General features: G+C 72.8%; 14 protein-coding genes and 2 pseudogenes. 11 read left to right on the forward strand and 5 right to left on the reverse strand.

Going from position 1 to position 13,921, the window contains the following annotated elements:
• Positions 1–144 precede the first annotated feature (144 nt).
• Positions 145–1,845, forward strand: a complete 1,701-nt coding sequence (locus tag AB0L33_RS07455) for an RNA ligase family protein (RefSeq protein ID WP_365678566.1) — start codon at positions 145–147, stop codon at positions 1,843–1,845.
• Entirely contained in the window at positions 1,845–3,956 is a 2,112-nt protein-coding gene (locus tag AB0L33_RS07460; RefSeq protein ID WP_365678568.1) for an RNA repair domain-containing protein, read from the forward strand. Before AB0L33_RS07455 ends, AB0L33_RS07460 begins: the two co-directional genes overlap by 1 nt.
• Before the next feature lie 9 nt (positions 3,957–3,965).
• On the opposite strand, the gene AB0L33_RS07465 is transcribed toward AB0L33_RS07460, so the two are convergent.
• Positions 3,966–5,228 (reverse strand): alpha/beta hydrolase, encoded by a 1,263-nt coding sequence (locus AB0L33_RS07465; RefSeq protein WP_365678570.1) that lies wholly within the window; start codon positions 5,226–5,228, stop codon positions 3,966–3,968.
• Positions 5,229–5,263: 35 nt separating this feature from the next.
• Here AB0L33_RS07465 and AB0L33_RS07470 point away from each other — a divergent pair, with 35 nt between their 5' ends.
• The 5 genes and pseudogenes from AB0L33_RS07470 to AB0L33_RS07490 all read left to right on the forward strand — a co-directional run bounded on the left by AB0L33_RS07470 (position 5,264) and on the right by AB0L33_RS07490 (position 8,445).
• Positions 5,264–5,842 (forward strand): helix-turn-helix domain-containing protein, encoded by a 579-nt coding sequence (locus tag AB0L33_RS07470; RefSeq protein WP_365678572.1) that lies wholly within the window; start codon positions 5,264–5,266, stop codon positions 5,840–5,842.
• A 63-nt stretch (positions 5,843–5,905) separates the two neighbouring features.
• Positions 5,906–6,529: pseudogene (locus AB0L33_RS07475) on the forward strand (sigma-70 family RNA polymerase sigma factor).
• Positions 6,526–7,179 carry a hypothetical protein gene (locus AB0L33_RS07480; protein ID WP_365678574.1) on the forward strand — a complete coding sequence of 218 codons (654 nt, stop codon included), beginning with the start codon at positions 6,526–6,528 and terminating at the stop codon, positions 7,177–7,179. Before AB0L33_RS07475 ends, AB0L33_RS07480 begins: the two are co-directional and overlap by 4 nt.
• A 401-nt stretch (positions 7,180–7,580) precedes the next feature.
• Positions 7,581–7,784, forward strand: a pseudogene (locus AB0L33_RS07485) (ornithine cyclodeaminase family protein); the annotation flags it as partial.
• A gap of 157 nt (positions 7,785–7,941) precedes the next feature.
• Positions 7,942–8,445 carry a hypothetical protein gene (locus tag AB0L33_RS07490; RefSeq protein WP_365678697.1) on the forward strand — a complete coding sequence of 168 codons (504 nt, stop codon included), beginning with the start codon at positions 7,942–7,944 and terminating at the stop codon, positions 8,443–8,445.
• 16 nt (positions 8,446–8,461) lie between these two features.
• On the opposite strand, the gene AB0L33_RS07495 is transcribed toward AB0L33_RS07490, so the two are convergent.
• The gene (locus AB0L33_RS07495; RefSeq protein WP_365678576.1) at positions 8,462–8,671 is read right to left on the reverse strand and encodes a DUF397 domain-containing protein; all 210 of its coding nucleotides are present in this window, start codon (positions 8,669–8,671) and stop codon (positions 8,462–8,464) included.
• The gene (locus AB0L33_RS07500; protein WP_365678578.1) at positions 8,668–9,549 is read right to left on the reverse strand and encodes a helix-turn-helix transcriptional regulator; all 882 of its coding nucleotides are present in this window, start codon (positions 9,547–9,549) and stop codon (positions 8,668–8,670) included. The genes AB0L33_RS07495 and AB0L33_RS07500 overlap by 4 nt, the downstream gene beginning before the upstream one ends.
• Positions 9,550–9,709: 160 nt before the next feature.
• Here AB0L33_RS07500 and AB0L33_RS07505 point away from each other — a divergent pair, with 160 nt between their 5' ends.
• The 3 genes from AB0L33_RS07505 (at position 9,710) to AB0L33_RS07515 (ending at position 11,624) form a co-directional block, all read left to right on the forward strand.
• Positions 9,710–10,135, forward strand: a complete 426-nt coding sequence (locus AB0L33_RS07505; protein WP_365678579.1) for an ATP-binding protein — start codon at positions 9,710–9,712, stop codon at positions 10,133–10,135.
• Between the two features lie 299 nt (positions 10,136–10,434).
• Complete coding sequence (locus AB0L33_RS07510; RefSeq protein WP_365678581.1) at positions 10,435–11,232, forward strand: helix-turn-helix domain-containing protein; 798 nt, start codon at positions 10,435–10,437, stop codon at positions 11,230–11,232.
• 41 nt (positions 11,233–11,273) lie between these two features.
• Positions 11,274–11,624, forward strand: a complete 351-nt coding sequence (locus tag AB0L33_RS07515; RefSeq protein WP_365678583.1) for a hypothetical protein — start codon at positions 11,274–11,276, stop codon at positions 11,622–11,624.
• A 17-nt stretch (positions 11,625–11,641) separates the two neighbouring features.
• Here the strand turns inward: AB0L33_RS07515 and AB0L33_RS07520 are convergent, their stop codons facing one another.
• Positions 11,642–12,094, reverse strand: coding sequence for a hemerythrin domain-containing protein (locus AB0L33_RS07520; RefSeq protein WP_365678585.1), 453 nt, complete (start codon positions 12,092–12,094; stop codon positions 11,642–11,644).
• 54 nt (positions 12,095–12,148) lie between these two features.
• Here AB0L33_RS07520 and AB0L33_RS07525 point away from each other — a divergent pair, with 54 nt between their 5' ends.
• A complete protein-coding gene (locus AB0L33_RS07525) occupies positions 12,149–12,613 on the forward strand; it encodes a GNAT family N-acetyltransferase (protein WP_365678587.1) in 465 nt (154 codons plus the stop codon).
• A gap of 99 nt (positions 12,614–12,712) precedes the next feature.
• On the opposite strand, the gene tuf is transcribed toward AB0L33_RS07525, so the two are convergent.
• A complete protein-coding gene (tuf, locus tag AB0L33_RS07530) occupies positions 12,713–13,906 on the reverse strand; it encodes an elongation factor Tu (protein WP_018101246.1) in 1,194 nt (397 codons plus the stop codon).
• Between the last annotated feature and the right edge of the window lie 15 nt (positions 13,907–13,921).

Below are 13,921 nucleotides of genomic sequence, written 5' to 3' on the forward strand. Positions count from 1 at the left end.
CCCCTACCGAGTGGCTGGTCAAACGCGGGCGCGCCCCGGACGGCCCCCGGACCCCGTCCTTCCCCCCATTATTCGGTCGTACGCGCGTGCTCCCGCCCCTACAGTTTCGGGCCGGATACGGCAACGGCACGGGGGCGGAAGATCATGCGGACGCACTATCCACGGACGCCTCATCTGCCCTGGTCGCCCGGGGCCACCTCCGACGACGTGCGGATGACGGATCTCGCGGCGCTGGCCGGGACCGAGGTCGTCGTCACCGAGAAGCTGGACGGCGAGAACACCACGCTGTACGCGGACGGGCTGCACGCCCGTTCGCTGGACTCGGCGCACCACCCGTCCCGGACCTGGGTGAAGGCCCTCCAGGCCCGCGTCGGTCCCCGCATCCCGCAGGGGTGGCGGATCTGCGGCGAGAACGTGTTCGCCCGGCACTCCCTCGCGTACGGCTCGCTGGAGAGCCACTTCTACGGGTTCTCCGTGTGGAACGGCGACCGCTGCCTGGGCTGGGACCGGACCGTGGAGTTCCTGCGCTCCCTGGGCATCCCGGTGCCGCCGGTGCTGTGGCGCGGGGTGTTCGACGAGAAGGCGCTGCGCGCGCTGAAGCCGGACACGGGGCGGCAGGAGGGGTACGTCGTGCGCCCGGCGGCGGGCTTCCCGGCGGCGTTGTTCGGGCGCGTCGTCGGGAAGTGGGTGCGGCCGGGGCACGTGGTGACCGGTACGCACTGGATGCACGCGGAGGTCGTGGAGAACGGGCTCGGGCCCGCGGCGGCGCTGTGGTCCGTACGGTCCGGAGCGCCGGTCGACCCGGCGGCGCTGGCGGCGGCGGTGGGTGCCGGTCCGGAAGGCGGGCCCGGCGCCGCGGCCATCGGGGAGCAGGCGGGCTCCCCGGTCCACGCCCTCGCCGCCGCCGACGCCCTGGACGCCCTCGGCCGCACCGGCGACGACCGGCTCGCCGGCGTCCTCGCCGCCCTGCTGCACGGCACCCGCCGCACGGCCCTCGCCCCGCTGCTGGCCCCCGCGCTCGGCATGCCGCTCGCCCGCCGCGTCGCGGATCTGGTCGGGCTGGCCCCCGGGCTGCACCGCCCCTACCCCGACGAGGAGCGGCGCGCCGGGCTGGCGCGGATGGCGCTCGCCGCCGACCTGTCCGTCCTGCACGCGGTGTCCGGGGTGCTGGCGGACACCGACGGGGCGCGGGAGCAGGTCGAGTGGTCGGCCCTGCACGCGGAGGAGGTGCGGGAGCCGGACGGGCTGGCCGGGGCGTTCGCCGCTCTTGAGCCGGAGGCCGCCGCGCGCTGCCTGGCACAGGCCCGCGAGGCGCACGCGGCGGGGCGCGTCGCCACCGCCGACGAGGCGGTCGCCGCGACCTGGCGGTGGCGGTCCGGGGACTTCCCGCGCCTGGTGCAGCTGGCCGGGCCCTCGGGCAGCGGCAAGAGCACCTTCGGCCGGGGCCTGCCGGGAGTCGCCACGTACATCTCGCTGGACGACCTGCGCCTGGCCCGGGGCTCGCGGGCCGACCAGAGCGCCAACGGGGACGTGCTGCGGGAGGGTCTGGACCGGCTGGACGCGGCCCTCGTCCCCGGCGCGACGGTGGTCTGGGACGCCACCTCGCTCAACCCGCACCAGCGCTCCCTGGTCCACGCGGTAGCCCGGCGCCGGGACGCCCTGGTCACGCACGCCGTGGCCTGGATCGGCGAGGCGGAGCTGGCCGCGCGCAACGGGCGCCGGGAGCACCCCGTACCACCGGGGGTGCTGGCCTCGCAGCTGCACCGGTTCGTCCCCCCGTATCCCGGCCAGGCGCACCGCACCTGGTACATCGGCACCAGCGGAACCGTGGAGGACCGGGCCTGATGCGTACGAGCGAGGAGATCTACCACCGCGTCCGCTGGGACGCCCGCTTCGACCCGGCGCGCTTCGTGCTGGGCGTGGCGCAGCGCGGCCGGGAGCCGAAGCGGGTGCCGCTGGACCGGTTCACGCCGGGCGGCGACATCCCGTGGCACCGGGTGCTGTTCTTCGAGGCGGACGGCGAGCTGGTCTGGGACCGGGCGACGGGCACGGACCGCGTCGACGCGACGGACGCCGGGCGGATACGGGAGGCGCGCCGCCTGCCTTCCCCGTACTTCACCGCCCGGACCCCGCACGCGTACTCCCCCGCGACGGGCACCTGGGAACCGGCGCCGACCGGCGCGAAGGGCCCGGCGGGCCCGCTGACGGTCCTCACCTGGAACACCCTGTGGGACCGTTACGACAGCGACCGCATCGACACCGCGCGCCGCCGCCCTCTGCTGGCCGAGGCGCTGCGTGCGGCGGACGCGGACGTGATCGCGCTCCAGGAGGTGGAGCCCGCGCTGCTGACGCTGCTCCTGGGCTACGAGTGGGTGAGCGCTCACTACACCCTCGCGACCGACCCGGCCGGGCACGACGTCCCCGACACCGGCCTGCTGCTGCTCAGCCGCCTGCCGGTGAGCGAGGCGGCGGTGCACGTACTGGGCCCGCACAAGGCGGTCGCGGCGGCGGTGGTGGAGACGGCGGACGGCCCGGTCACGGTGGCGGTCACGCACCTCAGCAGCGACCACTCCCCCGACGGCGCGGCCCGCCGGGACGCCGAACTGACGGACCTCTCAACGGGGTTGGCGGCGGTGGAGGGCGAGCTCGTCCTCGTCGGCGACTTCAACGACGGCGGCGACCACCCGCAGACCCGCCTGGCGATGACGGACGCGTGGACGGAGGTGCACGGCCCGGCCGACGACACCCCGACCTTCGACCCGTCGGCCAATCCGCTGGCCGCGATCTCGTCCCTGTCGGGGCGGGTGTCGCGTCTGGACCGGGTGCTGCTGCGCACGGACCGGCTGCGGGCGGGTACGGCTGGACTGACGGGGGAAGCGCCGGGGCCGGGTGGGCTGTACGCATCGGATCACTACGGGGTACGGGTGGCGCTCGGCGCGGCCTCCCTGCACGCCGAAGGGGTGGCCGAACGCGTCGCGGCCGCCCTCCCCGACGCGCACGTCCACCTCATCGGCTCGCGGCGCATGGGCTGCGCGCGCCCCGGCGCGGATCTGGACCTGGTGGCGGCGCTCCCGGCCGTCGCGGGCGTACGGGACCGGATCGCCGCCGCCTTCCCGGAGGCGCTGGGCCTGAGCGAGGTGAGCGGGGCCCGTGTCCCCGGGCTGCGGTGGTACGTGGACGGCCTGCGGGTGGACCTGGTCACCGTGGCGACGGGGACCGTACCCCCGGCCGAGGCGGTGGCGCGCCGCGTGGAGCTGGGCGAGGCGGCGGCGGTCGCGCTGAGCGCGGTGACCGACGCGGAGGCGTTCCCGCGCCAGGAGGCGTTCACCGCGCTGGCCCGGCAGGTCAAGGAGTGGGCGGCGGCCAGGGGCCTGGACTCCGCGCCGTGCGGCGGCCTCCCGGGCATCGCCTGGGCGACCCTCGCGGCCCGCACGGCACAGGAGGGCGGCGGCCTCCGGGACTTCTTCGCGACCTGGGCGGCCTGGGACTGGCGCGATCCGGTGGGCGACGGCCCGGGGACGGACGCACCGGTGACGGTGTACACCCCGACGGCCCCGGTCCGTTCCTGCACGAGCCAAGTGGGCCCCGCTGGGCGGGACTTGCTGACGGCGGAGCTGTTCCGCGCCTGGGAAGTCCTGGACGCGGAACCGGAAGCGCTCTGCGCCCCGCCCGCACTCACCGAGCACGCGGCCTGGGCCCTCGCGACGGCGGCGCCGTCCGAGGAGGGCCGCCTGCGACGCCGCCTCCTGGCCCTGGCAGCCGCCCTCGCGGAAGCGGGCGCCCCGGACTGCCGCGTGTGGCCGCGCCCGGTCACGGCGACCGGCACCACGGGCTACGCGATCGGCCTGGGCGCGACACCGCCGGACGGGGCCCGGCTGGCGGAGATCGGGGCGGAAGTGCTGCGCGGGATCAGGGGGGCGTCGCTGCGCCCCGGCCGGCGCCCACACGACGCCTGAGAGCACGCTCTACGGGGCCTCGTGCCGCGTCAGCCAGCTCGCGATCTCGTCCACCACCACGGGGTCCACATGGCCGGGCCGCGCGTAGTCGGCCGGGGTGGACGGGCCGCTCCCGGCGAAGAAGAGGTGGTCGAGGCGGTCGTGGACGCGGATCGACACCCCCGGGCGGCCCGCCAGGGCGCGCCGCCAGCCCGCGAGGTCGTCGGCGACGCTCACCTGGTAGTCCCGGCCGCCCTGGAGGATCAGCATCGGGCACTCCAGCCCGGCCGCCGTGGCCGCCGGGTCGTAGCCGCGCAGGTCGAGCCAGTAGGAGGCGGAGAACCCCAGTGGCAGCGACTCCGGGGGCGTGTCGGGCGTGAGTCCCGGGTCCGCCACGGCGGCGGCCTGCCGGACCAGGGCCGACACCATCGCGTCGGCGGCCGGACCCGGCTCCAGCTCCGCCAGATGGCGCGCCACCCGGACCGCCGCCTCGTGCATCGGCTGCGTGTCCGCGGCGAGCATCACCAGACCGGCGATCGAGGGGTCGGCCGCGGCGATCCGGGGCGCCGCCTTGCCGCCCATGCTGTGCCCCAGCAGGTGGATGCGGTCCGGGGCCACCTCGGGCCGCTCCCGCAGCAGCCGGACGGCGGCGAGCGCGTGGGGCACGTACTCGTCGGCCATCGTGAAGTCCGGCCGCAGACGGTCCGGGTGCGCGAAGGTCACCTTGTCGAAGCGCAGCACGGCCACCTGCCGGGAGGCGAGGCCCCACGCGAGGTCCTTCAGCGGCTTGTTCGCGCCGACGCTCCCGTCCCGGTCGAACGCGCCGCCACCGCTGAGCAGCACCACGGCGGGCCACGGCCCCTCGCCCACGGGCAGGGTGAGCGTTCCGGGAACCGCGAGCGTTCCGGTGCCCACGACGACTTCGCACTCGGTGAACCGGTCCTCGTCCACGTAATCCGGCACCTCCCAGGCGGCGTCGCCCTGCGTGTCGAACCGCAGCCCCTGCAACAGCCCGTCGTCACCGGCCGACGTGACCACGGTGAACCCGCCTTCGGCGCAGAGCACCGGTATGCGCACGCGTGCCGAGCCTGCCTCGGCCACCGGCTCCTCCACGACCGCACGCCCGCCGCGTCCGGCGACCTCGGTCGCCCATGCGAGCCGCAGCTGCTCGGCGGAGACCGCTGCGCGCAACGGAGGCGCGAACAGCTCCACCGACTCCTCGAACCGCTCGGACCGCAGCAGTGCGGCGAACCGCCGCGCCGATTCCGGCACCCCACCCTCAACCATTCTCATGAATGAGAAAGGTAGCAGCTGTGAGAAAGTAGAGCGTGGACTCCCTGGACCTGCTCGCCCATCCCATCCGGCTGCGGATCGTTCTCGCGATGGGTGGCGCAAGGACGCTGACCACCTCTCAGCTCTGCGCCCGCATCCCGGAAGCCTCCAAGGCCACCGTCTACCGGCACATCGACCTGCTGACGGCCGGGGGCATCCTCGAAGTGGCCGAGGAGCGCAGGGTGCGCGGCGCGGTGGAACGGCATTACCGGCTGCGCCAGGACCGGGCCGCGATCACTCCGGAGACGGTGTCCGCGCTCACTCCGGAGGACCACCGGCGCGCCTTCACCACGGCGATGACGGCTTTGCTGGCCGAGTTCACCGCGTACCTCGACCGTGACGGGGCCGATCCCGTGGCCGACCAAGTGGGCTACCGCCAGCACTCGCTGTGGCTGAGCCCGGCGGAGCTGGAGGAGCTGATCGCCGGCCTGCGCGCGGCCATCGCCCCGAAGCTCGCCAACGAACCGGGGGCGGAGCGGACTCAGTACCTGCTCAGCCCGATCCACTTCCCGATGGAAGCGCCTCCCTCGGAAACCGGGGCGCAGCGAACCTCAGAAGACGCGCACCCCATGTAACGCCCGTCCCGTCCGCTGCCAAGTACGGGTGACAGGCAGGCCGGAAGACTGGGAGGCACCCCCTTGACGAGCGACCCCTGCGACAAGGACGGGCCGGCGGCGGCAGCACGCGACCCGGACCTCTTCGAGGTGTTCTACCGGCGCCACTTCGACGCGATCACCCGCTTCGTCGCCCGGCGCGTCACCGATCCCCACACGGTCGCCGATCTGACGGCGGAGGTCTTCCTCGCCGCGATCGACTCCGCGGACTCCTACCGTCCGGGCCGGGGCAGCGAGACGGCGTGGCTGTTCGGCATAGCCCGCAACCTGGTCGGCGCCGAGGCCCGCCGCACCGCCCGCCAGTCCGCCCTGGGCGCCAGGATCGCGGGCCGCAGGCTGCTGTAGGCGGACGACATCGCGCGTCTGGAGGAGCAGTTGGACGCCGAGGCGGCCGGTCGCCGGGCGCTGACCGCGCTCGCCGTCCTCCCGCAGGGCGAACGCGCGCTGCTGGAGCTCATCACCGTCGACCAGCTCACGCTCCCCGAGGCCGCGTCGGCGCTCGGCCTCCGCCAGGTGACCGCCCGGGTGCGGCTGCACCGGGCGCGCAAGACGCTGCGCGGGGCGGTGCACGGCATCACGGAGCAACCGCCCCCGGAACCGGCCCTCGTCACGGACACACGCATCGCGGGAACAGGGGAGCGCGCATGAACGCGACATTCGAGGACCGGCTGCTCGAAGAGCTGAAGCGGGAGATCGCGGCGCGCGGACCGAAGCCCGCCCCGGTGCGCCCGCGCCGCGTGATCACAGCGCCGAGGCTCGCGCTCGCGGCCGGACTGGCCACGGCGGCGACGGTGGCAGCGGTGCTGCTGCCCGGGGCGCCCGCGACGCCCAAGGCGTACGCCGTGGACCGGAACGGAGACGGCAGCGTCACCGTCACCCTCTACGACCTCACCCCGGACCCCGAGGAACAGGACGCCCTCGTGGCGCGGGTGCGCGAGCTGGGAGTTCGGGTGAGCATCGACAGCCCGCCCGACGGAACCGCCTGCGCCCGGCCCAGGGGGGAGGTCATTCAGCCCCCGGCGGGCGTCGCGGACCCCGGGATGAAGATCGACATCGGGACTCCGACGGATGGCATGCCCGGAGTCACGCCCTCGCCCCCGCCGGACACGGAGGACAAGGCTCCTGCTCCCGATGCCGGCTGGCGGGCCACCCTCCACCCCGGCGACACCCTGGTGATCGAGCACGACCACGGCATCGCATGGTTCGCGGCGATCAAGGGCGCCGCCACCCCGTGCGACCCCCGGCCCGTCACCGAGGCCGTCCCGCCCCCGCCACCGGCGTCGCCCGGGCGGCCTTGAGCCGACGCGGAGTCTGACAATGACAGCGCGAGTGCCGCTGCCGCGGCTCGTGCACGAACCCCGGTGATCGGCACCCCGAAGGCAGTGTGCGATGCCCGTGCAGGTGCTCAACGACGACGATGTACGTGCCCGGCTCGACGCCCCGACGGCCGTGCGGGCCGTGCGCTCCTGGCGGCACATGAGGACGGGCTCCACGCGCCGCCCCGGGTGCACGCCGGTCTCGGGGCGTTGACCCGGTGTTCACGGCAGGCCATCTGCGTACGGAGAAGCTGTTCGGCTTCCGGACGTACGACACGCTCGTAGGGGCGGAGCAACTGGTGGCGACCAGGACGTCGTGGTCGTCGCGACGAACAACGCGGTGCCCGTGCTTGGACGCCGACTGGGTCTCGCCGGGCACCCATGTGACCACCCTCGGCCCCAAGACCGCGTCACGCCGCGAGGTGCCCCAGGCACTCGCGGACCGGGCCGACGTGCTCTTCACGGAATCCCTGGCCCAGGCCGCCGCCTACGGCGAACCGCACCTCTTCCCCACCGACCGGACGACCGCCTTGGGCGCCATTCTCTCCGGCACCGCACCGGGCCGGACGGGCCCCGGCCGGATCACCGTCTTCTGCTCGGTCTGGCTGGCGGGCACGGAGGTCGCGGTGGCAGCCGCGCTGTGCGACGCGCGACGCGGGTCAGCGCCAGGCGTACGAAGCGAAGCCGCTCAGGCGGGGCCGGGCGACGAGACGGTGTCAGCGGTCACGGCTAGAGTTCCCGGCCGTGGGGTTCTCGGGGTCTTTCATCGTGGCGCGCGCCGACCGGCCGTTGACACGGTCGGCGGCGATGCGTGCGGCGGACTGTGTGCCGTTGTGGTGGGCACGCGACGGCGAGTGGCAGGTCCTGCAAGTGAGTCCCTTTGCGGACCCGGACGCTTCGATCGTCGACGAGACGCACGCTGCCGTCCTGGTCTGTCATGTCGTTGACAGCGACTTTGTGACCGTCCAGGCAGCGAGTCCCGACGGCCTGTCATGGCGCTGCGCGTTGTCGCCGGAGATGGCGCGGGATTACGGCCTCCCGGGTGAGTGGATCGGCGACGCGGTCGACACGGGAAAGCGAGCCTGCGCGTGGGCCCGAAGCGCCGGACTCAAGCCGGACCCGGTGGCGCTCAGGACCGCCCTGATGGCTGAGTGCGATCCGCTGGCGGAGGACCTGGTCTTCGCGCTCGTTCGTGCCTTGGGGTTCCGGTTCCGTGACGGAACGCCCCTGGACCCGCCGAAGGCGTGACCAGGGGCGGGCGTGGTCAGCAGTCGCCTGCGTACGAGACGAACCCCGCCCATGCGGTCTCGCCGAAGGCGAGCGGCGGCACGGAGAGGTCCTTGGAGTCGCGGACGTGCACGGCGCCGGACGCCGTCGCGACCTCCACACAGTCGTGCCCGTCGCTGCTGTCGCTGTAGCTGCTCTTGAACCACTTCAACCGGGGCGCTTCCTCGGCATCGGTCTTGCGGATCATGTCTCTCCCAGCACTTGCTCGATGAAGGCCCTCGACTCCCCAGGCGAGAGAGCCCGAGCCTGGATGATGCCATGCCGCAGGTCCAGGATGCGGAGGTGCTTCGGATCGGACACAGGCCGACCACCGAACTCGTTGTCCGTGCGCCCCACAGCCGAGCCGTCTGCGAACTTCAACACCTGGATCCGCCCCCCTGTTCCCGGATGGTCGCCGCGACACGTCGGCATCACCTGGATCTCGACGTTCGGCAACTTCGCTACTTCCAGTAGGTGTTCGAGCTGCTCCCGCATCACGGCCGCACCCCCGATGGGACGGCGCAGCGTCACCTCTTCCTGGACGAAGCTGAACTCCGGAGCGGGGTCGCGCTGAAAGATCGACTGGCGAGCCATGCGCGCATCCACCAGTCGCCGAAGCTCCTCTTGTGAGTACGCGGGCCGACGCGTAGCGAGCAGCGCCTCCGTGTACGCCTTGGTCTGCAGGAGGCCGTGGATGTTGTGGTTGCCGTACGAGGACAATTCCACCGCCCGCGCCTCCAGCTTCGCCAAGTCCCGGACCTTCTTCGGATACCGCACCTCCGCGAGGTCCTTCTTCATCGCGGCGATCTTGCCGCCCGCCCCGCAGACCTCGTCCGCCATGTCCAGCAGCTCAGGCCGAGGAATGCGGCGGCCACCCTCCACCTTGTAGATCAGGTTCTCCCCGTACCCCAGCCGCGTACCGAACTCCGCCGCCGTCAGCCCCGCCGCCTCCCGCCACGCACGGAGCTGGCGCCCCACGGCGGCCACCACTGCGACGCCCGACTCGTCGTCCGGGTCGACGTCCCAGCCCGGCTCGTCGGCGCCCGCGTCGGGCTGCCAGTCCGTACCGATCTCGTCCACACTCATCCGTGCCCCGCTTCCGCGCGTGCCGTTCTTCCTCAACCGTGTACGTCCCCCGGGCGTCACCCCGTACAGCGGGGACAACGCTGGACAAGCTCGGGACAATGACCGTACGTAAGCACCGAGTCACTGTTCACGGTAGGGGCGCGCGGCCACCCTGAGTGACGTGAATCGAGAAATCACCCGAACCGAACCTTCCGCTCCCGCCCGGCAGTTCGCCGTACTGCTCTCCCCCACGCGCCGGGGCGCACGGCTCGCCCGGCTGCTGACCACGGCGCATTTGGGCGACTGGGGGCTCCCCACCGAGGCGGCCGCGCACATCGTGGCCGAGCTGGCCGCGAACGCGGCCACGCACGGGCGGGTGCAGGGCCGGGACTTCCGGCTGAGCCTCACCGTCGGCCCGGAGCACCGGCTGCGCATCGAGCTGACGGACACGCGGAGTGACCGCCTCCCCGTCCCCGAAATCCCCGGCCCATACGCCGAGAGCGGGCGCGGCCTGCTCATCGTGGCGGCGCTGGCGGACCGCTGGGGCGTCGAGGAGGGACCGGTGCCGCGCAAAACGGTCTGGGCCGAACTCGACCTCGCGCCGTGACACCCCCGACCGCGCCCCGGCCCACCGGGTCGCGGTCCACCGCGTCGCGGTCCTTCGCGACCCGGTCCTTCGCGACGTAAGAAAGGCTTTTAAAGAACCTGGGAAAGAACCGGACCAAACCCCACCCCACCCGTCTTGACCTGCATCACTCGCGCGAGTGAACTCGGGCAACTGGGCTGGATTCGGGACGGGTTGGCTGGCATATGCTCGCCGCGACAACACCACAGAACGTGACGGCCCCCGGCGAGACGGGAATCTCCACCAGGGGCCTGACCAACACGGAAGAAGCACACTTCCTGATGGCTACCCCGCAGGTTATCGCGGCCCCACGCGCCCCGTCCGGCGTCCCCGCCGCAGGCGTCCAGCACGTCAACGTCCGCCACACCAACGGCTTCACGGTGATCGGCAACCACCTCGCCCAGCACCCGCAGCTCTCGCTCCTCGCGATCGGGCTCGCCGCGCACATCCAGTCGCTGCCCGCCGGGGCCCGGGTCGGCATCAAGTTCCTCTCCGCGCGCTTCCCGGAGAGCGAGGCCCGAATCGCCGCCGCGCTGAGGGAGTTGGAGGCGGCCGGATACCTGCACCGCAGCCGCGTACGCCTCCCGGACGGCCAGGTGATCACCCGTACGACGTCGTACAACCAGCCGCACGCGCCCGCTGGGGCCGCGCCCACGCAAGCCGCGCACGCCCCCGCCGCCCCGCCCCGGCAGCCCGCGCCGCCGATCCCGGTCGAGACGCGGCACCGCGCCGCCGCGGACCTCCTCGCCGGACTCCGCCGCCACGCACCCCAACTCGCGCTGACCGAACGGGAGATCAGCGAACTCGCCCCCGCCGTCACCGCCTGGTTCGACCGCGACGTGCACCCCGCCACGGTGCGCCACGCGCTGACGAGCGACCTCCCGACCCCCGTCCGGCACCCGGCCGGGCTCGTCCGCAACCGCCTGACCGCCCACCTCCCGCCACCACTGCCCGACGCACCGGCACCGGCACCGGCCGTCCCCCTCCAGGACTGCGACCTCTGCGACCGCGTCTTCCGCGCCCCGGAACCGGGCCACTGCCGCGACTGCCGCGAGGCTGAACCGCACAGAGCAGCCTGACCAGGCGAAACCACCCGGGCGGCCGGGACGTCCTCCCCTGCATGGACACCGAACGGACGACCCCCCGGCGCGAAGCCCTCACCGGCACCGCAGGACTCCTCACGGCCGCACTCGGCGCCCTCGCGGGCCTCGCGGTCTGGCTGCCGTACGGCCGGAGCAGCCTCTCCGGAGCCTTCGAGAGCGAGCGCAACACGGACGTCCTGTTCCTGGGCCTCCCCCTGCTCCTGCTCGGCGGCATCCTCACGGGCCTGGCCGCCTTCACCGCCGTACGCGGCCGGTGGCGCACCGCGCTCGGCCTGGCGGCGGCCGTCGCGGGACTCGCGGCCCTCGGCTACGGCCTCGACGTCCTGGCGGAGCCGCAAGCGGCGAGGGACTGCGGCTCGCCCTGCTGAGCGACGGCGACGGGCGGCTACGCCGGATGCGCCTCCCGCCAGGCCCGCATGGACCGGTCCCACTCGTCCCCCGTCAACGCCGTGAGCGAGGCCGGGAACAGGCCGTCCTCCTCCTTCGCGATGTGGTGGTGCAGCTCGGCCACCGCCTCGCGCAGCCGGGCGACGTCCTCGTCGCGGCTCAGATCGATCCCGCGCAGGAACGCGCCCAGCTCGCGGTGTTCGCGTACGAGCGCGTCGATGTAGTCCGCGTACTCCGGGTCGGCGCGCATCACCGCGAAGAGGCCCTGCTCCTCGCCCCGCCAGTGCGCCACGAGCTCGCGCTCCATCCCGGCGACCAGCTCGCCGACGACACCGTGGTCCCCGTCGTCCAGGGCACGCAGGGCCGCACCCGCCGTATCCGTGACGGACTCGTGCTCCGCGATGAACTCCTTGATCAACGGAATCTCACGGCAGCCGCAGTAATGGCACATATCCGGCACTTTGCCAGAGGTGCCGGGCCGCCCGCGCTCTGACAGACTCCGGCCATGCATGTACGTACCACTCAAGCCTGGGACCTGCGTCCCGCCACCGCCTCCGACCTGGAGGACATAGTCGAGCTCCGGGCCGTCGTGATGCGCCCCGACCTGGTCCGCCTCGGCCGCTACGACGAGCACCGGGTGCGGCAGCGAATGCGCGACTCGTACGTCCCCGAGCACACCTCGATCGTCGTGGCGGACGGCCGGTTCGCGGGCAGCGTCACGCTGAAGCCGGTCGGGGACGGCTACTTCCTGGAGAGCTTCTACCTGGACGAGGCCGTCCAGGGCCGGGGCATCGGCTCCGGCGTGCTGCGGCGCCTGCTGGAACGTACGGACGCGGAGGGTGCGACCGTACGGCTGATCGTCCTCCAGGGCAGCGCGGCCCGGCGGCTGTACGAGCGGCACGGGTTCGTCATGGAGCACGAGGACCCGATCGACGTCACCCTGGTCCGGCACCCCCCGGCCGCCCCGTGACCCCGTACACACCGAAGGGCCCCGCCCCACCGCGTGAACGGTGGGACGGGGCCCTTCTTGGTGCTCTGTGCGGAGCTACCAGGTCAAGCCAACAAGCAATTACTTGTTGATCTTGGTGACCTGGCCGGCGCCCACGGTCCGGCCACCCTCACGGATGGCGAACTTCAGGCCCTCCTCCATGGCGACCGGCTGGATCAGCTGGACCGACATGACGGTGTTGTCGCCCGGCATGACCATCTCGGTGCCCTCGGGGAGGGTCACGACGCCGGTCACGTCCGTGGTACGGAAGTAGAACTGCGGGCGGTAGTTGTTGAAGAAGGGGGTGTGACGGCCACCCTCGTCCTTCGACAGGATGTAGGCCTGGGCCTCGAACTCGGTGTGCGGCGTGACCGAACCGGGCTTGATGATGACCTGGCCGCGCTCGACGTCCTCGCGCTTGATGCCACGGAGGAGCAGACCGACGTTCTCACCGGCCTGGCCCTCGTCGAGCAGCTTGCGGAACATCTCGATGCCGGTGACCGTGGTGGTGGTCTTCTCCTGCTTGATGCCCACGATGTCAACGGTCTCGTTGACCTTGAGGACACCACGCTCGATGCGGCCGGTGACGACGGTGCCACGACCGGTGATCGTGAAGACGTCCTCGATCGGCATCAGGAACGGCTTGTCGACGTCGCGCTCGGGCTGCGGGATGTTCTCGTCCACGGCCTTCATGAGCTCGAGGACGGTGTTGCCCCACTCCTTGTCGCCCTCGAGCGCCTTGAGCGCCGAGACCTTGACGACCGGCAGGTCGTCGCCCGGGAACTCGTACTCGGAGAGCAGCTCGCGGACCTCGAGCTCGACGAGCTCCAGGATCTCCTCGTCGTCCACCATGTCGGCCTTGTTCAGGGCGACGACGATGTACGGAACGCCGACCTGGCGGGCCAGGAGCACGTGCTCCTTGGTCTGCGGCATCGGGCCGTCGGTGGCGGCGACCACGAGGATGGCGCCGTCCATCTGCGCGGCACCGGTGATCATGTTCTTGATGTAGTCCGCGTGACCCGGGCAGTCGACGTGTGCGTAGTGACGCGACTCCGTCTGGTACTCGACGTGCGCGATCGAGATGGTGATACCGCGCTGGCGCTCCTCGGGAGCCTTGTCGATCTGGTCGAAGGCCGAGGCCTCGTTCAGGTCCGGGTACGCGTCGTGCAGCACCTTGGTAATGGCGGCCGTGAGGGTCGTCTTACCGTGGTCGATGTGACCGATGGTGCCGATGTTGACGTGCGGCTTAGTCCGCTCGAACTTCGCCTTCGCCACTGGGTCCTCCTGTGG

Source organism: Streptomyces sp. NPDC052299 (assembly GCF_040679335.1).
In the GTDB taxonomy this organism is placed as follows: domain Bacteria; phylum Actinomycetota; class Actinomycetes; order Streptomycetales; family Streptomycetaceae; genus Streptomyces.

Excerpts from the sequence above, each read along its gene's own strand:
- AB0L33_RS07455 (WP_365678566.1), top strand. The coding sequence starts at position 145 with ATGCGGACGCACTATCCACGGACGCCTCATCTGCCCTGGTCGCCCGGG.
- AB0L33_RS07460 (WP_365678568.1), top strand. The coding sequence starts at position 1,845 with ATGCGTACGAGCGAGGAGATCTACCACCGCGTCCGCTGGGACGCCCGC.
- AB0L33_RS07465 (WP_365678570.1), bottom strand. The coding sequence starts at position 5,228 with ATGAGAATGGTTGAGGGTGGGGTGCCGGAATCGGCGCGGCGGTTCGCC.
- AB0L33_RS07480 (WP_365678574.1), top strand. The coding sequence starts at position 6,526 with ATGAACGCGACATTCGAGGACCGGCTGCTCGAAGAGCTGAAGCGGGAG.
- AB0L33_RS07495 (WP_365678576.1), bottom strand. The coding sequence starts at position 8,671 with ATGATCCGCAAGACCGATGCCGAGGAAGCGCCCCGGTTGAAGTGGTTC.
- AB0L33_RS07500 (WP_365678578.1), bottom strand. The coding sequence starts at position 9,549 with ATGAGTGTGGACGAGATCGGTACGGACTGGCAGCCCGACGCGGGCGCC.
- AB0L33_RS07510 (WP_365678581.1), top strand. The coding sequence starts at position 10,435 with ATGGCTACCCCGCAGGTTATCGCGGCCCCACGCGCCCCGTCCGGCGTC.
- AB0L33_RS07515 (WP_365678583.1), top strand. The coding sequence starts at position 11,274 with ATGGACACCGAACGGACGACCCCCCGGCGCGAAGCCCTCACCGGCACC.
- AB0L33_RS07520 (WP_365678585.1), bottom strand. The coding sequence starts at position 12,094 with ATGTGCCATTACTGCGGCTGCCGTGAGATTCCGTTGATCAAGGAGTTC.
- AB0L33_RS07525 (WP_365678587.1), top strand. The coding sequence starts at position 12,149 with ATGCATGTACGTACCACTCAAGCCTGGGACCTGCGTCCCGCCACCGCC.